Annotated in this window: 19 protein-coding genes; 10 read left to right on the top strand and 9 right to left on the bottom strand. The window is 68.0% G+C overall.

The window, feature by feature from the left end:
• Nucleotides 1-17: 17 nt before the first annotated feature.
• The 3 genes from WHX56_RS12155 to WHX56_RS12145 form a co-directional block, all read right to left on the bottom strand.
• Nucleotides 18-962, bottom strand: coding sequence for a CysB family HTH-type transcriptional regulator (locus WHX56_RS12155; RefSeq protein ID WP_129241932.1), 945 nt, complete (start codon nucleotides 960-962; stop codon nucleotides 18-20).
• A gap of 94 nt (nucleotides 963-1,056) precedes the next feature.
• Nucleotides 1,057-2,550 (bottom strand): CoA-acylating methylmalonate-semialdehyde dehydrogenase, encoded by a 1,494-nt coding sequence (locus tag WHX56_RS12150; protein WP_129241931.1) that lies wholly within the window; start codon nucleotides 2,548-2,550, stop codon nucleotides 1,057-1,059.
• Nucleotides 2,551-2,644: 94 nt separating this feature from the next.
• Nucleotides 2,645-3,862, bottom strand: a complete 1,218-nt coding sequence (locus WHX56_RS12145) for an ABC transporter substrate-binding protein (RefSeq protein WP_129241930.1) — start codon at nucleotides 3,860-3,862, stop codon at nucleotides 2,645-2,647.
• 205 nt (nucleotides 3,863-4,067) lie between these two features.
• Between WHX56_RS12145 and WHX56_RS12140 the strand changes: the two genes are divergently transcribed.
• Complete coding sequence (locus tag WHX56_RS12140; RefSeq protein WP_338881310.1) at nucleotides 4,068-4,988, top strand: LysR family transcriptional regulator; 921 nt, start codon at nucleotides 4,068-4,070, stop codon at nucleotides 4,986-4,988.
• A gap of 34 nt (nucleotides 4,989-5,022) precedes the next feature.
• Here WHX56_RS12140 and lptF read toward each other — a convergent pair whose 3' ends face one another.
• Nucleotides 5,023-6,126 (bottom strand): LPS export ABC transporter permease LptF, encoded by a 1,104-nt coding sequence (lptF, locus tag WHX56_RS12135; RefSeq protein ID WP_129241928.1) that lies wholly within the window; start codon nucleotides 6,124-6,126, stop codon nucleotides 5,023-5,025.
• 57 nt (nucleotides 6,127-6,183) lie between these two features.
• Here lptF and WHX56_RS12130 point away from each other — a divergent pair, with 57 nt between their 5' ends.
• The 9 genes from WHX56_RS12130 to WHX56_RS12090 all read left to right on the top strand — a co-directional run bounded on the left by WHX56_RS12130 (nucleotide 6,184) and on the right by WHX56_RS12090 (nucleotide 14,882).
• The gene (locus tag WHX56_RS12130; RefSeq protein ID WP_287754283.1) at nucleotides 6,184-7,692 is read left to right on the top strand and encodes a leucyl aminopeptidase; all 1,509 of its coding nucleotides are present in this window, start codon (nucleotides 6,184-6,186) and stop codon (nucleotides 7,690-7,692) included.
• A 22-nt stretch (nucleotides 7,693-7,714) separates the two neighbouring features.
• Complete coding sequence (locus tag WHX56_RS12125; protein WP_129241926.1) at nucleotides 7,715-8,179, top strand: DNA polymerase III subunit chi; 465 nt, start codon at nucleotides 7,715-7,717, stop codon at nucleotides 8,177-8,179.
• A 61-nt stretch (nucleotides 8,180-8,240) separates the two neighbouring features.
• Nucleotides 8,241-8,591, top strand: coding sequence for a hypothetical protein (locus tag WHX56_RS12120; RefSeq protein ID WP_338881309.1), 351 nt, complete (start codon nucleotides 8,241-8,243; stop codon nucleotides 8,589-8,591).
• A 131-nt stretch (nucleotides 8,592-8,722) separates the two neighbouring features.
• Nucleotides 8,723-9,433, top strand: coding sequence for a Bax inhibitor-1/YccA family protein (locus WHX56_RS12115; protein WP_338881308.1), 711 nt, complete (start codon nucleotides 8,723-8,725; stop codon nucleotides 9,431-9,433).
• Nucleotides 9,434-9,498: 65 nt separating this feature from the next.
• The gene (locus WHX56_RS12110) at nucleotides 9,499-10,416 is read left to right on the top strand and encodes an aldo/keto reductase (protein WP_338881307.1); all 918 of its coding nucleotides are present in this window, start codon (nucleotides 9,499-9,501) and stop codon (nucleotides 10,414-10,416) included.
• A gap of 4 nt (nucleotides 10,417-10,420) precedes the next feature.
• The gene (locus WHX56_RS12105; protein ID WP_338881306.1) at nucleotides 10,421-11,707 is read left to right on the top strand and encodes an NTP/NDP exchange transporter; all 1,287 of its coding nucleotides are present in this window, start codon (nucleotides 10,421-10,423) and stop codon (nucleotides 11,705-11,707) included.
• A 90-nt stretch (nucleotides 11,708-11,797) separates the two neighbouring features.
• Complete coding sequence (locus tag WHX56_RS12100; RefSeq protein WP_338881305.1) at nucleotides 11,798-12,766, top strand: tripartite tricarboxylate transporter substrate binding protein; 969 nt, start codon at nucleotides 11,798-11,800, stop codon at nucleotides 12,764-12,766.
• A 31-nt stretch (nucleotides 12,767-12,797) separates the two neighbouring features.
• The gene (locus WHX56_RS12095; protein ID WP_338881304.1) at nucleotides 12,798-13,778 is read left to right on the top strand and encodes a succinylglutamate desuccinylase/aspartoacylase domain-containing protein; all 981 of its coding nucleotides are present in this window, start codon (nucleotides 12,798-12,800) and stop codon (nucleotides 13,776-13,778) included.
• Between the two features lie 6 nt (nucleotides 13,779-13,784).
• Complete coding sequence (locus WHX56_RS12090; RefSeq protein ID WP_338881303.1) at nucleotides 13,785-14,882, top strand: pyridoxal-phosphate dependent enzyme; 1,098 nt, start codon at nucleotides 13,785-13,787, stop codon at nucleotides 14,880-14,882.
• A 15-nt stretch (nucleotides 14,883-14,897) separates the two neighbouring features.
• On the opposite strand, the gene WHX56_RS12085 is transcribed toward WHX56_RS12090, so the two are convergent.
• The 5 genes from WHX56_RS12085 to lepB are packed head-to-tail and all read right to left on the bottom strand — an operon-like array spanning nucleotide 14,898 to nucleotide 18,940.
• Nucleotides 14,898-15,806, bottom strand: coding sequence for a LysR family transcriptional regulator (locus WHX56_RS12085; RefSeq protein WP_129241918.1), 909 nt, complete (start codon nucleotides 15,804-15,806; stop codon nucleotides 14,898-14,900).
• Nucleotides 15,807-15,824: 18 nt separating this feature from the next.
• Entirely contained in the window at nucleotides 15,825-16,412 is a 588-nt protein-coding gene (recO, locus tag WHX56_RS12080; RefSeq protein ID WP_129241917.1) for a DNA repair protein RecO, read from the bottom strand.
• On the bottom strand, nucleotides 16,405-17,295 hold the full coding sequence (gene era, locus WHX56_RS12075; RefSeq protein WP_129241916.1) for a GTPase Era: 891 nt from the start codon (nucleotides 17,293-17,295) through the stop codon (nucleotides 16,405-16,407). Before era ends, recO begins: the two co-directional genes overlap by 8 nt.
• Entirely contained in the window at nucleotides 17,292-18,053 is a 762-nt protein-coding gene (gene rnc / locus WHX56_RS12070) for a ribonuclease III (protein ID WP_129241915.1), read from the bottom strand. Before rnc ends, era begins: the two co-directional genes overlap by 4 nt.
• 2 nt (nucleotides 18,054-18,055) lie before the next feature.
• Nucleotides 18,056-18,940, bottom strand: a complete 885-nt coding sequence (gene lepB, locus WHX56_RS12065; protein WP_129241914.1) for a signal peptidase I — start codon at nucleotides 18,938-18,940, stop codon at nucleotides 18,056-18,058.
• Nucleotides 18,941-18,949 lie beyond the last annotated feature (9 nt).

Below are 18,949 nucleotides of genomic sequence, written 5' to 3'. Positions count from 1 at the left end.
GCGGGAAGTCCGCGGGGCTACTTGGACGTGCCCTGCACGGCTTCCGTCACCACGGCCCGGGTGAGGGACGGCGCCAGCATTTCCAGGAAGGTGTAGACGTAGTCTCGCAGGAACACGCCCGCCTTCACGCCCACGCGGGTCGTATGCGTGCCGAACAGATGGCCCACGGGCAGCCCCACCAGGTTCGAGTCGCGCCGCGGATCGTAGGCCACGCCGGCGATGATGCCGATGCCCAGGCCCACGTCGACGTAGGTCTTGATCACGTCGGCGTCGATGGCTTCCAGCACGATGTCCGGATGGATGCCCTGGTTCGCGAAGATCTCGTCTATGGTGCTGCGTCCGGTGAAGGCGCGGTCATAGGTCACGATGGGGAATTCGGCCAGTTGCGCCAGCGACAGCCGCTTGGCTGCGCTGGAAGTCAGTTCGGCCAGCGGATGGTCCGGACGCACCACCACGGTGTGCTCCCAGGCATAGACCGGCAGCGTCGCAAGGCCGGGCGTGAGCGCCAGCGATTCCGTCGCCAGCGCCAGGTCGGCCTGTTCGTGCAGCACCATTTCCGCCAGTTGCGCGGGGCTGCCTTCGGCCAGCGACAGGTGCACCTTGGGGAATTGCTTGCGGAACGCGGGAATGACCCGCGGCAGCAGGTAGCGCGCCTGGGTGTGCGTGCAAGCGATCACCAGCCCGCCCTCGTCGCGGCGCGCGAACTCGTCGCTGACCTTCTTGAGGTTGTCCACTTCGCGCATGATGCGGTCGATGACCTGCGATACCGCCAGGCCCGGCTTGGTCAGCCCCTTGATGCGTTTTCCATGCCGTTCGAAGATCTTGATGCCCAGTTCGTCTTCGAACTCGATGATCGCCTTGGATACCCCCGGTTGGGAGGTGTAGAGCATCCGGGCGGCTTCGGTCAGATTGAAGTCGCGCCGGATGGTTTCCCGCACGAAACGAAATTGCTGCAGGTTCATGAATTGGCCCCTGATAGACGGACCAATTATAAGTAATAAGGACGCCTTGTTATATGACTTATTTGTATAAGCTTAGGTGCAAGACGTCCCCCTTTCAGCGCATCGTAATCGTGGTATTCACGCTCTTGGCATGGGCCGACCAGCGCGCGGTGACCGTCTTGGTCTGCGTCCAGAACTGCACCGCCTGCTTGCCGTTGGGCCCCAGGTCGCCCAGCTTGGAGCCGCGCGAACCGGTGAAGCTGAACCAGGCCACCGGCACCGGAATCGGCACGTTGATGCCCACCTGGCCCACGTCGATATTGTTCTGGAAGTAGCGGGCCGCGCCGCCGTCCTGGGTGAACAGCGCAACGCCGTTGCCGTTGGGGTTGCGGTTGATGAACGCCACCGCGTCCTCCAGCGTTTCGGCGCCCACCACGCACAGGACCGGGCCGAAGATCTCTTCGGTGTAGATGGTCATGTTTTCGCTGACGCCGTCGAAGATCGTCGGGCCCACGAAGTTGCCCTGCTCGAAGCCCGGCACTTGCAGGTTGCGGCCGTCCAGCAGCAGCTTGGCGCCCTCGTCCACGCCTTTCTGGATCAGGCTCTCGACGCGCTTCTTGGCATTGGGCGAAACCAGCGGGCCCAGGTCGGCCGCGCGGTCGGTGCCGGAATTGACCTTGAGCTTCTTCGCGCGCTCGACGAAGTCGGGCAGCCAATTGCGCGCGTCGCCGACCAGCACGGCCACCGACGAGGCCATGCAACGCTGGCCGGCCGCGCCGAAGGCGGCGCCCAGCAGTTGGTTCAGGGCGACTTCGGGATCGGCGTCCGGCAGGACCACGCAGTGGTTCTTGGCGCCCATCATGGACTGGCAGCGCTTGCCCGCGGCCGACGCGCGGTTGTAGATCTCGGTGCCCACGCGGGTCGAGCCGATGAACGACACGGCCTTGATGTCGGGGTGTTCGCACAGGCCGTTGGCGGTTTCCGGACCGCCGTGCACGACGTTCAGCACGCCCGGCGGCAGGCCGGCTTCCAGCGCAAGCTGCGCCAGGAACAGCGAGGCCGTCGGATCCTGTTCGGAGGGCTTGAGCACGAAGGTATTGCCGCAAGCCACGGCGATCGGGAACATGAAGCAGGGCAGCATCACGGGGAAGTTGAACGCGGTGATACCCGCGCACACGCCCAGCGGCTGGATCAGCGTATAGACGTCGATGCCCGACGCGGCGTTTTCGGCGTATTCGCCCAATTGCAGGTTGGCGATCGAGCAGGCGTGCTCGACCACTTCCAGGCCGCGGCCGACCTCGCCCTCGGCGTCCGGCAGGGTCTTGCCGTGCTCGCGGGTGATCATCTCGGCCAGCTTGCCGGTATTGGCGCGCAGCAGCTCCTGGAACTTCAGCATGACGCGCATCCGCATGCCCTGCCCGCTGTTGCGCCAGGTCTGGAAGGCCTCCTTGGCGTTGGAGACGGCCAGGTCCAGTTCTTCGCGGGTGGCGAAGGGAACCTTGGCGACGACCTCCTGGGTGGCGGGATTGATCACGTCTCGCCATTCGGTGGTTTTGGACTGCACTAGCTTGCCGCCGATCAATAGCGGAACGCGCGGGACTTCACTCATTTGATGCTCCTCACACTGCATGGTCGATGCGGATGGAATCCGCGTACATGGATATTGGGGCGCCGGCGGCAATGGCCTGCCGGCGCCCCCGGGTTTACTTCTTGACCAGCGGGCAGCTCGAATCCGCCAACGGCTGGAAGGCTTCGGCGGCCGGAATGGTGGCCACCAGCTTGGAATAGTCCCAGCCGCCCTTGGACTCGGACGGCTTTTTCACTTCATACAGGTACATGTCGTGGATCACGCGGCCATCGGGACGGATGGAAGCGTTGCGCATGATGGGATCCTCGATGGGCAGCGCGCGCATCTTGTCGGCCACCACCTTGCCGTCGGTGCTGCCGGAAGCGGCGACCGAGCGCAGGTAGTGCCGCACGCTGGAGTACACGCCGGCCTGCGTCATGGTGGGTTTCAGGCCGCGGAAGGCTTTCTCGAAGCGCGTGGACCACTGGCGCGTGGCGTCGTCGTAGTCCCAGTAGAAGCCGTCCACGTAGGACAGGCCCTGGGCGCTTTCGAGGCCCAGCGCGCGCAGGTCCGACAGGAAGATCAGGAGCGACACCAGGCGCTGGCCGCCGGCCACGATACCGAATTCGCGCGCCTGCTTGACCGCGTTGACCGTGTCCTGGCCGCCGTTGGCCAGCGCCACGACCTGGGCCTTGGAGGCCTGCGCTTGCAGGAGGTAGGACGCGAAGTCGGGCGCGTTCAGGGGATGGCGCACGCTGCCGGCCACGGTGCCGCCCAGCGCTTGCACGGCCTTGGCCGTGTCGGCTTCCAGCGAGTGGCCGAAGGCGTAGTCCACGGTGATGAAGTACCAGGACTTGCCGCCCGCCCTCACCGTGGCCTTGGCACCGCCGGCGGACTGCGAATAGGTGTCGAACATCCAGTGGAAGCCGACGGGCGAGCATTCCTTGTTGGTCAGCGCCGTCGTGGCCGGGCCGGAGAACATCACGACCTTGTTCTTTTCGCGGGCGATCCCCTGCACCGCCAGGGCCACGGCGGAGTTGGTCAGGTCGGCGATGGCGGTGACGCCGTCGCGGTCGAACCATTCGCGCGCCTTGGCCGCGCCCACGTCCGCCTTGTTCTGGTTGTCCGCGGACACCAGGTCGATCTTCATCCCCTTGCACTCCGCGGCCAGGCAGTCGTCGATCGCCAACTGCGCCGCCGCCACCGAACCCGCGCCCCCCATGCCGGCATAGGTGCCCGACATGTCCGTCAGAATGCCGATCTTCACTGGCGGCTTGTCCGCCGCGTGCGCCTGGGCAACCAGGGCGGCGCCCAGACACAAACCTACGGCCAGCCCGCGTGCGTGCAATTTCATGGATTTGTCTCCTGAGTTTTATGCGTTATGGCGCCGTCTTTGCGGCCTGCGGTCCCCCGGAACATCGCCCCAGGGTCTGCCAACCCAGTGTAGATGTGTGAAAATCAACGAGCAACACCAGAAATGCACATTCCTTGTGCAAAAATAACCAATAGAATTTCTGGCCCGCCGCGCACCGAGCCGCGGGGGCCTGGAGCGCCGGATCGTGCTTGACTGGGACAGCCTGCGGTATTTCCTCGAAGTGGCCCGTACGCAGCGGGTCAGCGCGGCCGCGCGCAAGCTCGGGGTGGAACACACGACGGTGTCGCGGCGCATCCGCGCGCTGGAAGCCGAGCTGGAGACGCTGCTGTTCGAGAAGTCGCGCAGCGCCGGATTCATGCTGACGGAAGACGGCCAGCGCCTCTTCGTCCACGCGGAACAGATGGAAAGCACGGTGCATTCCGCCCGCGAGAACCTGTCGGGCATCGGCCAGGCGCTATCGGGCCACCTGCGCATCGGCGCCACCGAGGGCTTCGGCAGCTACGTGCTGACGCCCCTGGCCGCCGATTTCCAGCGGCGCTATCCGCACATCACGCTGGACATTCTGCCGGTGCCGCGCTTCGTCAGCCTGTCCAAGCGCGAGGCCGACCTGGCCATCACCATCGAACGGCCCCAGCGCGGCCCCTATGTATGCAGCAAGCTGTGCGACTACACGCTGCGCCTGTACGGCACGCCCGGCTACCTCGCCCGCCACCCGCCGATCGCGTCGCGCGCGGACCTGGCCGACCATACCTTCATCGGCTACGTGGACGAGCTGCTGTTCAGCGAGCGCCTGCGCTACCTGGAAGACCTGCTGCCCGCCAGCAAGGTGGTGCTGCGCAGCACCAGCGTGGTCGCGCAGTACCACGCCGCGTTGCAAGGCCAGTCGCTGGCGATCCTGCCCTGCTTCATCGCCGCGCAGGACCCGCGGCTCACGCCCGTGCTGGAAAACGAAGTGGAGATCACGCGTTCGTTCTGGATGTACTGCCATGAAGACCTGCGCAAGCTCAAGCGCGTGACGGTCCTGTGGGAGTTCATCCGCAAGTCGGTGCTGAAGAACGCCGACCTGCTGGCCGGCAGGCGCGGCGCGATGAAGTACCTGCCGTGACCGCCGCGGGCCGCCCCAGGGCGGCCCGGAACCGCTACGCGCTGTTCTTGGGCGCCTTCACCCGCAGGCGCCGCATCAGCAGGAAGACGGTCAACATGGCCACCGCCCCGTGGATGGCCCACACGCCCACGCCGAAGCTGAGCTTGCCGCTGGAGATCCAGGCGCGCGACAGGTTGATGAGGTTCATATACAGCAGGCCCACCAGGCCGGCGATGAGCAAATCGCCCGAACGCCCCAGGCGCGGGTTCACCGCGCCCAGCGGGATCGCCAGCAGCGCCAGGTTCAGCGCGGCCAGCGGCAGCGAGATCCGCCACATCACCTGCGACCAACTGCTGTCGGTGTTGTCCTCCATCAGTTGCATGGTGGCGCGCGCCTTGGAGGACCGCTCCGCGGCGGCGCGGGCCTCGGCCACCGGATCGCCGCCCGCCTTGCTTTCCAGGCGCAGCCCGTACTTGTCGAAATGCACCAGCCGGATCTCGGGCGTGCCCGGCTTCAGGTCGTAGCGGTGGCCTTCGCCCAGCACCAGGAAGCGGTCGCCGTTGGGCAGCGTTTCGCTGTGCGCCCTGCTGGCGGTCAGCACGCTCAGCCATTCGGGCCCGATTTCGCGCGCGAACACGTTGCCCAGTTCGTCGCTGGGTTCGAGGGGGTCTTCCGCGAAGAACACGCGGTTGCCGCCGGACGATTCCGCGAATTGCCCGGCCGTGACCTTGGACAGGTCCGAGCGCTGTTCGAAACGTTCGTGGTATTCGCCGATCTGGCGGTAGGCCCAGGGGGCCGCCACCAGCGTCAGCCCCGCCACGGCCAGTGCCACGGGAACGGCGACGCGCAGCACGGGCTTGAGCCAATCCGCCAGGGACAGGCCGCTGGCGAACCACACCACCATTTCGGATTCGCGGTAGTTGCGCGTGACGGTGGTCAGGACCGCGATGAAGACGGAGACCGCCAGGATGGTCGGCAAGGCGGTGATGGTCGACAGCGCGGCCAGCACCAGCACCACGTCGGCTCCGATGCTGCCTCCCGCGGCTTCGCCGAGCAAGCGCACGAGCAACACGCTGAGCCACACGACGAGCAACGTGGAAAAGACAACGCCAGCGTGACTGATGATCTCGCTGACGACGGAGCGTTTAAATAGAGACATGGGAGAATATGCGGGATAATCGACCGCATCATACACAGACGCACACGGGAAACCCTCATGGAATTTAGCACACAGACCACCGCTTCCCTGCACCAAGTCAAAACCGCCGCCCTGGCCGTCGGGGTGTATGCGGAAGGCGTGTTGAGCCCCGCCGCCGACCTCATCGACCGCGCCTCCAACGGCGCGGTGCGCTCGGTGGTCAAGGCCGAGTTCCGCGGCCGCGCCGGCTCCACCCTGACGCTGCGCAACCTGCCCGGCGTGACCGCGCAGCGCGTGGTGCTGGTGGGCCTGGGCAAGCAGGAAGAATATTCGGCCCGCGCCCACGCCTCCGCCGAGCAGGCCTTCGCCTCGGCCTGCGTGGCCGCCCAGCTCGCCGAAGGCGTGTCCACGCTGGCCGCCAACCCCATCGCCGACGTCGCCATCGTCGCCCGCGCGCGCAGCGCGGCCATCGCGGCCGGCAACGCCGCCTATCACTACGACGCCAGCTTCGGCAAACCCGACCGCGACGCCCGCCCCAAGCTCAAGAAGATCGTCCAGGTCGTCGAACGCGCCGACGCCGCCCAGGCCCAGAAGGGCCTGCGCGAAGGCGGCGCCATCGCCAACGGCATGGACCTGACCCGCACGCTGGGCAACCTGCCGGGCAATATCTGCACGCCCGCCTACCTGGGCGAAACGGCCAAGCGCCTGGCGCGCGAGTTCAAGTCGCTGAAGGTCGAAGTGCTGGACAGGAAGCAGGTCGAGGCGCTGGGCATGGGCTCGTTCCTGTCCGTCGCCCGCGGCTCCGACGAAGCGCTGCGCTTCATCGTGCTGCGCCACGCCGGCAACAAGGCCGCCAAGAAAGGCGCGAAGGCCGCGCCGGGCCCCATCGTGCTGGTCGGCAAGGGCATCACCTTCGATGCCGGCGGCATCTCGCTCAAGCCCGCCGCCACCATGGACGAAATGAAGTACGACATGTGCGGCGCCGCCAGCGTGCTGGGCTCGTTCCGCGCCCTGGCCGAACTGGAGCTCCCGCTGGACGTGGTCGGCCTGATCCCCGCTTGCGAGAACCTGCCCAGCGGCAAGGCCAACAAGCCGGGCGACGTCGTCACCAGCATGGCCGGCCTGACCATCGAAATCCTGAACACGGATGCCGAAGGCCGCCTGGTCCTGTGCGACGCCCTGACCTACGCCGAACGCTTCAAGCCGTCCGCCGTCATCGACATCGCCACCCTGACCGGCGCTTGCGTGGTCGCCCTGGGCAACGTCAACAGCGGCCTGTTCTCCAAGAACGACGCCCTGGCCGACGCGCTGGCCGCCGCCGGCCGCGCATCGCTGGACACCGCCTGGCGCATGCCCATGGACGACGCCTACCAGGAACAGCTCAAGTCCAACTTCGCCGACCTCGCCAACATCGGCGGCCCTCCGGCCGGCGCGGTGACGGCGGCCTGCTTCCTGTCGCGCTTCGCCACGGCCTATCCCTGGGCCCACCTGGACATCGCGGGCACGGCCTGGCGCGGCGGCAAGGACAAGGGCGCCACCGGCCGCCCCGTGCCGCTGCTGATGCAGTACCTGCTGGACCAGGCTTGACCTACCTGGAACGGTATCCGGCATGACGCGCATCGATTTCGCCTTCGGCGCGCCCGACCGCTTGCGCATGGCCTGCCAGGTCGTGCGCAAGCGCTACCTGGCGGGCCAGCGGCTGGTGGTGTACTGTAAGGACGGCAGCCGCCTGGCCGCGTTCGACCGCATGCTGTGGGCGTTCGACGATACGTCCTTCGTGCCGCACGTGCTGGCCAACGACCCGCTGGCGGCTGAAACGCCGGTGGTGCTGACCGCGGGGGATCCGCAGCAGGCCGCGGCGGCGGCAAGCCAGGGCGGGCAGCCCCCGCCCTCCTGGCTGCTGAACCTGGACAACGACTGCCCGCCCGGGTTCGACGCCTTCGAGCGCCTGCTGGAAATCGTCTCCGACGATCCCGAGGACAAGCAGGCCGCGCGCCAGCGCTGGCGCGTCTACCAGGGCGCCGGCCATACGCCGCACAGCCACGACCTCAGCCGCCAGCAGCCGGACGGCTGATCGCCTCACCGGCGCTGGCGCGCCCCCGCCCGCCGCGCCATCTCGACTTTCGGGAATTCCCATGCCCTCTCGCCTCAACGACCCCGGCATCCCCACCCTGACCCAGCGGGCCGAGCCCGTGCTCCACGTCCCTTCTGCCGGCGGCGGCGCGCAGGCGCCGGTACTGACGGAACTGGCCGGCGGCGCCGGGCCGGAGTACCCTGAAGATGCGTTTCCGGTGCTGACCGAAGTGGCGGAGCCCGCCGGCGCGGCGCCACCCGACACGGCCGTCCTGAGCGCCCGCCTGCAAGCCGAGGTGGAGCAGCTCATGCGGGAGGCCCTGGCCGACGCCGTCGAGCGGATCCAGGCCCGCATGGACGCGGAGCTGCCGGACATCGTCGCCCGCGTGCTGCGGGACGTAAGGCCGGGTTGACCCCTCTGGAACCTCGGCCCGGCCTCTGGTCTAATTCTTGGCAAAAACTGGATTCTTCAGGGAACTGTAAGGTATCCTTCCCCTCTAAGCCTACTGGGCAACCATTACTCTGCCGCACACAGGAGTTCTCCATGAACGAATATCGTCCGTCCCCTTTTAACCGTTCCGGCGCGATGGCCGGCGCGCCGGGCGAGGTCGCGCGCAACAAAGTCCTGCGCAACACCTATTGGCTCCTGGCGCTCTCGCTAATCCCCACCGTGCTGGGCGCCGCCGTGGGCCTGTACACGGGCGTCAACCGCGTCATGGGCGCCAGCCCCGGCCTGTCCGCGATCGTGTTCCTGGTGGGCGCGTTCGGCATGATGTTCGCCATCGAAAAGAACAAGAACAATTCGCTGGGCGTCGTGCTGCTGCTGGCCTTCACCTTCTTCATGGGCGTCATGCTGTCGCGCCTGCTCGGCTTCGTCATGGGCATGAGCAACGGCTCGCAGCTCGTCATGACGGCCTTCGGCGGCACCGCGGTCGTGTTCGGCACGATGGCCACGCTGGCCACGACCATCAAGCGCGATCTCTCGGGAATGCAGAAATTCCTGTTCATCGGCGCGGTCGTCATCATTGTGGCGGCCCTGGCCAACATCTTCCTGCAACTGCCGGCGCTGATGCTGACCATCTCGGTCATGGCCATCGTCATCTTCTCGGCGTTCATGCTGGTCGACCTGCAGCGCGTGGTCAACGGCGGCGAAACCAACTACGTGTCCGCCACGCTGGCCATCTACCTGGACGTCTACAACGTCTTCTCGAACCTGCTGATGCTGCTGGGCATTTTCGGCGGCAACCGCGAGTAATCGCCAGCAGCCAAACCTGCTCAAAGGGCCTACATTCGCATGTAGGCCTTTTTTTTATACAAGCCATGCCAGACCGCCGCCGCTTCCTCCAGACCGCCGCCGGTGCCGCCCTGATCGGCCCGTCCTGGGCCGCCCGCGCGCTCGGCCAGCCGGGCCCGATGCTGGCCCGGACCATCCCCTCCACCCGCGAGGCGCTGCCCGTCATCGGCCTGGGCACCGCGGACACCTTCAACGTGCCGCCCGGCGACGCCGCCGCCATGGCGCCGCTGGCCCAGGTGCTGGACACCTTCCTGCAGGCCGGCGGCACCCTCATCGACACCGCGCCCAGCTATGGCCAGGCCGAGGCCGTCACGGGCGTGCTGCTGGCCCGCGGCGGCGGCCTGCGGCCGCGGACCTTCCTGGCCACCAAGGTCAGCACGCAAGGGCACGAATCGGCCATGCGCCAACTACGGCAGTCCCAGAAGGCGCTGGGCAGCGACAAACTGGACCTGGTCCAGGTGCACAACCTGATCGACACCGCCAACCAGTTGGCCCTGCTGCGCGACCTGAAGCGGCAAGGCGTCATCCGCTATGTCGGCATCACCCATTACACCGAGTATGCGCACGACGAACTGACGGCGCTGGTCGAGCGCGAGCGGCCCGATTTCCTGCAGGTCAACCTCTCGGTCGGCGCCCGCAACGCCGAAAAACGCCTGCTGCCCGCGTGCCAGGCCAACGGCGTCGCGGTGCTGATCAACCGGCCGTTCCAGGACGGGGCGCTGTTCCGCCAGGTCAAGGGCATGGCGCTGCCGGCGCTGGCGGCCGAGATCGACTGCACGTCCTGGGCGCAGCTCTTCCTGAAGTTCATCATCGGCCATCCCGCCGTGACGGCCGTCATCCCCGCCACCTCCAAGCCGGCCAACATGGCGGACAACGCCCGGGCGGGGTTCGGGCGGCAGCCGGACGCCGCCCTGCGGGAACGCATCGCCGCCCTGCTGGCCTGAAGCCATGGCGGCCCAGAGCACCCTGCGGGGCCGGGCGGCGCAAGCGCTGGGCATACGCGCCGGCGAACTGGCCCCGGCGGCTTGCGGCTTCGCTTTTTTCTTCTTCCTGTTCTGCGGCTATTTCATGCTGCGCCCCATCCGCGAGACGATGGGCATCCAGGCCGGCGTCGACCAGTTGCAATGGCTGTTCACCGCCACCTTCGTCGCCATGCTGGCCGTCGTGCCGCTGTTCGGCTGGCTGTCCGCCCGCGTGCCGCGCGCCACGCTGGTCACCTGGGTCTACGCCGTCTTCGCCCTCACCATGGCGGGTTTCGCCGTGCTGCTCCATCTGCGGCCCGGCAGCGTGTGGGCGGCGCGCACGTTCTACGTCTGGCTGTCGGTGTTCAACCTGTTCGTCGTGTCCATCGCCTGGAGCCTGATGGCCGACGTGTTCCGCATGGATTCCGCGAAGCGCCTCTTCGCCCTGATCGCCGCCGGCGCCAGCGCGGGCGGGCTGTCCGGCCCGCTGCTGGGCGGCCTCCTGGCCGGCGTCCTGGGCCCCGCCGGCCTGCTGCTCCTGTCCGCGCTGCTGCTGACCGCCACGCTGCCGCTCAAGCGGTGGCTGCTGCGCTGGCGCGCGGCCAACCGCGAGGACACGGCGCCGGACGACATGGCGCGCCCCATCGAGGGCGCCGTCCTGGCCGGCATATCGCGCATCTTCCAGTCCCCCTACCTGATGGGGATCTCGCTGCTGGTGATCCTGCTGGCCACGCTGAGCACCTTCCTGTACATGGAGCAGGCGCGGCTCGTGGCCCACGCCTTCCCCGACACGGCGCAGCGCATCCGGGTCTTCAGCACGCTGGACTTCGCGGTGCAGGCGCTGTCGCTGCTGTCGCAGGTCTTCATCACCGGCCGCGTCGCCGCGCGGCTGGGGCTGCGCTTCCTGCTGACCGCCGTGCCGCTGGCGGTGGCGGCCGGGTTCCTGGTCCTGGCGGCCTATCCCGTGTTCGGCGTCCTGGCCGCGGCCATGGTCCTGCGCCGCGTCGGCGAGTACGCGCTGATCAAGCCGGGCCGCGAAATGCTGTTCACCGCGGTGCCGCCGGAAGACAAATACAAGACCAAGAACGTCATCGACACGGTGGTCTACCGGGCGGGCGACGCCGCCAGCGGCTGGGTCAAGGCGGGCGTGGACATGCTGGGCTACGGGGCGGCGCTGATCGCGCTGCTGGGCACCGCCTGCGCGCTGGGCGCCGCCGCGGTGGGCTATGGGCTGGGGAAGCGCGCCGACGCGCGCAAGCCCGTCGATTATTAGGTTTTATCGAATACGCATATCACTGGACCAAACGGATTCCCCGGGCCGCCGCCGCACAATGGCACCGCCCTCAACGCCATGGGAACCGCCATGAACCGCACCGCCACCGCCCGCATTGCCGCCCTGTCGCTTTGCCTGGCCGCGCCCCTCGCGCTGGCCGACTACCCGGAACGCGCGATCACGCTGATCGTGCCCGCCGCCGCGGGCGGCAATGCCGACATCACCGCCCGCCTCATCGGCCAGGAAATGGGCCGCCAGCTTGGCCAGCCGGTGGTCGTGGAGAACCGCGTCGGCGCGGGCGGCCGCATCGGCACCCAGGCCGTGGCGCGGGCCGCGGCCGACGGCTACACCATCGGCTACGCCCACGTCGGCACGCTCGTGCTGCACCGCTTCCTGTTCAAGCAGCAGCTCTACGACCTGGACCGCGACATCGCGCCGATCGGCCTGGTGGCCGAAACGCCCAACGTCATCGTGGTGAACGCGGCCTCGCCCTACCGCGACCTGAAGAGCTTCATCGACGCCAGCCGCGCCCAGCCGGAACGCCTGACGATGACCTCGGCGGATCCCGGCACGACCAGCGAGGTCGGCGTGAAGCTCTTCATCGCCCAGACCGGCGCCGCCGTGCGCCAGATCCCCTACAAAGCCACCGCCGCTCAGTTGTCCGACCTGCTCGGCGGCCACGTCGATTCCATGATGGAAAACCTGCCGCCCCTGATCGGCAACCTGAAGGACGGCCGGCTGCGCGCGCTGGCCGTCACCACCCGGACCCGCGCCGCCTCCAACCCCGACGTGCCGACCGTGGCAGAACAAGGCTATCCCGACTACGAGCAATCGGCCTGGAGCGCCCTGGTCGCGCCCGCCGGAACGCCCCCGGCCGTCATCGCCCGCCTGAACGCGGCGATGAACCAGGCGCTGCGCTCGGACAGCGTGGGCAAGGAACTGCGCAGCCGCTCCCAGGAGCCCCTGGGCGGCACGCCGCAAGACGTACAGACCCAGATTCGCAAGGAGCTGCCCAAATGGGAAGGCATCATCAAGGCCGCCGGCACGACGCTGGATTGATCGAAACCCCGCCGCGCCTGGGAGGCCCCGCATGGCCATGGTAAGCCGCGAGGACTTTTCCTGCGCCGCGGCCACGAACGAGTCGGCCTACCGGCGCGTCACGGTCCCGGTGCTGAAGATCGAAGCCGGGCCGGGACCGGCCGTCGCCCTGATGGCGGGCGTGCACGGCGACGAATGGGAAGGCCAGGCCGCCATCCTGGACCTGTGGCACCACCTGCCTGGCATCCTGCAGCGCGGCACGGTCTACCTGCTGCCCGCGGTCAACGCCGAGGCCTCGCTGGCCGGCACGCGGCTGTCGCCTTCCGACGGCGGCAACCTGAACCGCGCCTTCCTGGGCGCGCCGGCGTGCGGCTACACGGAAAGCGTGGCCGCCGCGCTGGAGGCCCGGCTGCTGCCGCGCATACAGGCGCTGGTGGACGTGCACAGCGGCGGCGCCTCGCTGCGCTACCTGCCCTCCTCGGTCATCACGCGCTACGGCGACGACCCCTACGATGCGCGCCTGCCCGCGCTGGCGCGCGCCTTCGGGCTGGCGCATTGCGTGTTCTTCCGCGGCGGCGAGGCGGGCTCCATGCCCGCCGCCGCCAGCCGCCACGGCGTGTTGCGCCAGAGCGCGGAAATCGGCGGCGGCCGGGAAACGAGCGGCGGCCTGGTCGAAAGCTGCCGCGACGGCCTGCTGGGCTGCCTCGGCGAACTGGGCCTGCTGCCGGGCAGCCCTCCGCCGCGCAATCCGGAGATCCGGCTCTACGATCTCGACGCGCCGGCCGCCACCTTGCGCGCCCGCGAACCCGGCGTATTCGTCCCCGGCGTCGAACTGGGGCAGTCGGTGGCCGCCCGCCAGCGCATCGGCCGGCTGATCGAGCCGGCCCGCCCCGACACCCCCGCCCGCGCGCTGGTCAGCCCGCAAGCAGGCACCGTCGTCTGCCTGCGCGCCATCGCCCGCAGCGGCGACGGCGATTGCCTGGTCCAGATCGCGCCCGCCCTTCCCCTGGACTCCCTCTCGTCGAGGTATTGAAGAACCATGCAGATGAACCCGAGATTGTCCGGCCTGCGTTGCATCCGCTGCGACAGCCTGTGGCCTCCGGCCGACTACCCCGAAGGCTGCCCCAGTTGCCTGGAGGCCGGCCACCCCGCTTCCCTGGAATGCCGCTACGAACTGTCCGCGGACCCGGCCATGCCGCTGCCCGTGCTGGATCCCGTCACGCTGGGCGAAGGCGCCACGCCCTGCCTCGCCGCGCCGGCGCTGGCGCAGGCCGAAGGCGTCGGCCGGCTGTGGCTCAAGTGCGAAAGCGCCAATCCCACGGGCAGCCACAAGGACCGCATGGCGGCCCAACTGGTGTCGCGCGCCCGCCTGGCGGGGGCCACGAGCGTGGCCGCGGCCTCCAGCGGCAACGCGGGCGTATCGCTGGCCGCCTATTGCGCGGCGGCGCGCCTGGAAGCCGACATCGCCATCACCCGCGACTGCCCGCCCTTGCAGCGCGAAGCCATGGAGCGTTTCGGCGCCAGGCTCCGCGCCTTCGAGGACAGCCTGAGCCGCTGGCCCTACATCGCGGACCTGTGCCGCAACCATGGGGCGTTCGCCGGCACCAATTATCTGAATCCGCCGGTGGGCACGCATGCCTACGGCGTGGAAGGCTACAAACCCATCGCCCAGGAGATTTTCGACGCCTGCGGCGTTCCGACCGACATCGTGGTGCCGGTGGCGCGCGGCGACCTGTTCTGGGGCATCTTCCTGGGCTGGCGGCACCTGCTGCAGACCGGGCGCATCGACCGCCTGCCCCGGATGCACGCGGTGGAGCCCTATGCCCGCCTGTCGCGCGCCCGCGCCTCGGGCGACGCGCGCAAGAACTGGGAAGGCGTGACGGAGCAGTATTCGATCGCGGGCAGCACGTGCACGCTGCAATCGCTGGAAGTGCTGTCGCGCTCGGGCGGCTCGCCCGTGGAAATCTCCGACGCGGCCGCCGCGCAGGCGCGGCAGCGGCTCGAACGGATGGGGTTCGCCGCCGAACTCTCCTCCGCCGCGGCGCTGGCCGCCGTGTCCCCGCTCAGCCGCTCGGGCCTGCTGGATGCGGAATCGTCCGTCGTGCTGCTGTTGACCTCGGATGGGCGCCGCGGCTAGCGGCCGCGCCGCCCGCTAGACGCCGAAGCTATCCACGAGCGGCGCCAGCGCGCCCCGCAGGCAGGTGGCCCAGTACTTCCCCGCCTCGGACAAGGGGCGGCTGCCGTGCAGGATCATGTGGCATTCGAAATGCACGGGCGCCGCCAGCGGGCGGTAGCACAGCCCCGCCGCCTCCATGCCGACCGCCGTCGCGGGGTTGGCGATGCCGACCCCGTGGCCCGCCAGCGCCAACTGGCACACCGTGCTGGAATACGGCGTCTCGATGGCCACCTTCAGGTGCTGTCCCGCCTGCGCCAGCAGGGCGTCCAGGCGTTTGCGCGAACCGTCCTCGGCATTCAGCGCGATCACGTCGACGCCGGCCAGGTGCGGGAACTCCACGCGTTCCAGGCGCGCCAGCGGATGTCCCTTGGGAAAGACGGCCACCGCCCGCAGGCTGGCCAGCCGGTGGCCCCGCAGCCCTTCCAGTTCCGACTCGTCCGCGACCGCGGCCAGGTCCAGTTCGCCCGACACCACCATGTCGCGCAAGGTGTTGGAATCCCGGATCTGCAAATACAGCGCGGTATCGGGATAGCGCGAGCGGAAGCGGGAAATGGCGTCGCTGACGACCGCGCCGCTATAGGCGTGGATGCAGCCGATGCGCAGCCGCGGCTGCGCGGCGCCGCGGATCGCCCGGATCTTGCGCCCCAGGGTTTCCAGGCCGACGTTCAGGCGGCGGATTTCCTCGTACAGCAGCGTCGCCTCGGGCGTGCGCTGCATGCGCTGGCGCACTCGCTCGAACAGGCGCAGTTCGATGCTGGCTTCCAGCGCGGCCAGGGTCGCGCTGACGGTCGCCGGCGACACGTCCAGCCGCCTGGCGGCGGCCGTGACGCTTTCCGTCTCGTAGACGGTGCGGAAGGTCTCGACCTGCTTGAGCGTGAAAGTCATGGCCGGGACACGATGCGCTCAAATGCGCTGCAGGTCCAGCAGCACGCGCCGGGTCGACAGCGGCCGGCCGGCCAGGATTTCGGCCAGCCGCTCGCGCAGGTCGCGGCGCAAGGCGGGTTCGATCGCCGGATCGTCGAAATCGGGCGGCGCTTCGTCCACGCCATAGCCGGTCTCGCGCAGCAGCGTCCATTCGAAGCGGCGCAGCGCGCCGGCCGCGCGGGTGCCGCCCGACAACTGCTGCAGGGCGGTGTCGTAGGCGTCGAACAGCAGCGGATGGGCGTCTTCGCGCGGCAGCAACCGCAGCAGCAGTTCGTTCATGTACCAGGCCGACATCAGCGCGGTGCCGGTCAGGGGCCGGATGCCGGCGATCTCGGCGCGCGTCAGCGTCTTGACTTCGCCATTGCCGGTCCAGGACAGCAGCAGGGGCTGGAACGCGGACAGCACCGGCCGCAGCACGGAGTACGGGCGCTTCGCGCCCTTGGCGACCATGGCCACACAGCCGTGCTCGCGCGAGAAAGTCTGAACGATGAGGGAAGTCTCACGCCACGCGGTGGCGTGCAGCATATATCCCGGGCGATCCTGGACGCGAGGCGCCCGTCTACTCATAGCCCAGGTCGCGCAGCGCACCCTCGCGGTCGGACCAGCCCTTGCGCACCTTGATGTAGACCTCCAGGTGCACCGGCTTGTCCAGCAGCTTGGCGATGTCCTGCCGCGCCTCCGTCGCGATGCGCTTCATGTGCATGCCGCCCGTGCCCAGCAGGATCGGCTTGTGGCTGTCGCGTTCGACCACCACGCAGGCGTTGATGCTCGCGCCCTTGCTGGTCTCTTCCCATTGTTCGATGACCACGGTACAGCCATAGGGCAGCTCGTCGCCCACCAGGCGGAAGATCTTCTCGCGCACCAGTTCGGCCGCGATGAAGCGCATGGGGCGGTCGGTCAGCGTGTCCTCTTCGAACATCGCCTCGCCTTCCGGCAGGCGGGACGCGATTTCCTCCAGCAACTGGTCCAGTTGCTGGTTCTTGGTGGCGCTGACCGGCACCACGGCGCCGAACGGATGCAGCGCCATGATCTTCGACACGAACGCGAACAGGTCGTCGCGGTTCTTCAGCGCGTCGATCTTGGAGACGACCAGGATCGTGCGCTCCGGCGAAGGCAGCAGCGGCAGCAGCTTGGCGTCGCCTTCGGACCATTTGCCTGCTTCCACCACGTGCACGACCACGTCCACGTCGGCCAGGGCCTGCGTGACCACGCGGTTCATCATGCGGTTCATGGCGCCGCCGTGGCGTGTCTGGAAACCGGGGGTGTCGACGAAGACGAATTGCTCGTGTTCGCGCGTCAGCACCCCATGGATGCGGTGGCGCGTGGTCTGCGCCTTGCGCGACACGATGGAAATCTTGGAACCGATCAGGGCGTTGGTCAGCGTGGACTTGCCCACGTTGGGACGGCCGACGATGGCAACGAAGCCGGTACGGAAAGGGGTATCGCTCATTTAGTCTCTTGAGCCACTGCCACGGGCAGCGACAATTGCGCGGTTTTGCGCGCCTTGCCCGACTTGCGGGCAGCCTTGGCGGCCGGGCTGACGGCCAACGCGGCCTCCAGCGCCAGCTTGGCCGCCGATTGCTCGGCGGCGCGGCGGCTGGCGCCGGGCGCCGTCACCTTGATTTCGAGCGCCGGGATGGCGCATTCGACTTCGAACTGCTGGCTGTGGGCCGCGCCGTGCGTGGCCACCACCGTATACAGCGGCAGCGCCAGCTTGCGGCCCTGCAGGAATTCCTGCAGCAAGGTCTTGGCGTCCTTGCCGAGGGTCTTGGGATCCACGGACGCCAGCACCGGCTGGTACTGGCGCACGATCACGCGGCGGGCGGCATCGAAACCGGCGTCCAGGAAAACGGCGCCGAACAGCGCCTCGACCGTGTCCGCCAGGATGGAGGGGCGGCGGAAACCGCCGCTCTTCAATTCGCCTTCGCCCAGGCGCAGGTATTGCGACAATTCCAGCCGCTGGGCGATATCCGCCAGCGAAGCCTGCTTGACCAGATTGGCCCGCAGGCGCGACAGGTCGCCTTCGTCGATCTTGGAATAGCGCTCGAACAGCATCGCCGCGACGACGAAGTTCAGCACGGAATCCCCCAGGAATTCCAATCGCTCGTTGTGGCGCGCACCGTGACTGCGATGCGTCAGCGCCTGTTCAAGCAAGGCCGGATCACCGAAGTGGTGCTCCAGGCGGTTTTCTAGCGTGGCTAGCGACATAATCAGTTGAACCGGCCAATGCGGCTGAGATCGCTGAAATTCATCCAGATGAAGAATGCGCGCCCGACGATATTGGATTCCGGAACGAAGCCCCAGTATCGGCTGTCCGCGCTGTTGTCCCGATTATCGCCCATTGCGAAAAATTGGCCTTCGGGTACTTTGCAGCGTACCCCATTGCGGCTGTATTGGCAGTTTTGGCGGTTGGGAAATTGCCACATCGGCGCGTATTCCTGGGGTTTACCCTCATCCAGCAATATCTTGTGCTCAACGTCGCCCAACTTCTCCTTATATTGCGCAATATAAGAGACACGATCGGGTTCGAAATAGTCCCCGTCGCGCACATGCGGCACCAATTCGCCGTTGATGTACAGCTTTTTGTCCAGGTAGGCGATCTCGTCGCCCGGCAGGCCCACGACGCGCTTGATGTAGTCGACGTCCGGATCCACGGGGTAGCGGAACACGAAGACGTCGCCGCGCTGGGGCTTGCCCACCTCGATGACCTTCTTGTCGATGACCGGCAGGCGCAGGCCGTAGCTGAACTTGTTCACCAGGATGAGGTCGCCCGATTGCAGCGTCGGCAGCATCGAGCCCGACGGGATGCGGAACGGCTCCACCACGAACGAACGCAGCACGAACACGAACAGGATGACGGGAAAGAAGCTGACCGCGTATTCGACCCACCAGGGCATGCGGCGCGCGGCGTCGCCCGCCTCGCGGCGCAGCCGTTCGGCTTCCTGGGCGTCTCCGACCAGGGCCGCATCGTATTGCGCCATCGCCGCCTGGGCCCGGCGCTCCCGGCCTCGGCGCAGCACTGCCAGATCGAGCACCCAGATAATGCCGGTCAACACCAGCAACACAAACAGGATCAGGGCAAAGTTCCAACTCATCAGCTAACC

Origin of the sequence: Achromobacter veterisilvae (assembly GCF_037619525.1) — a bacterium.
Classification (GTDB): Bacteria; Pseudomonadota; Gammaproteobacteria; order Burkholderiales; family Burkholderiaceae_B; genus Achromobacter; species Achromobacter veterisilvae.
The sequence above is the reverse complement of the archived record's forward strand: the minus strand, read 5'-3'. Positions and strand labels throughout refer to the sequence as shown.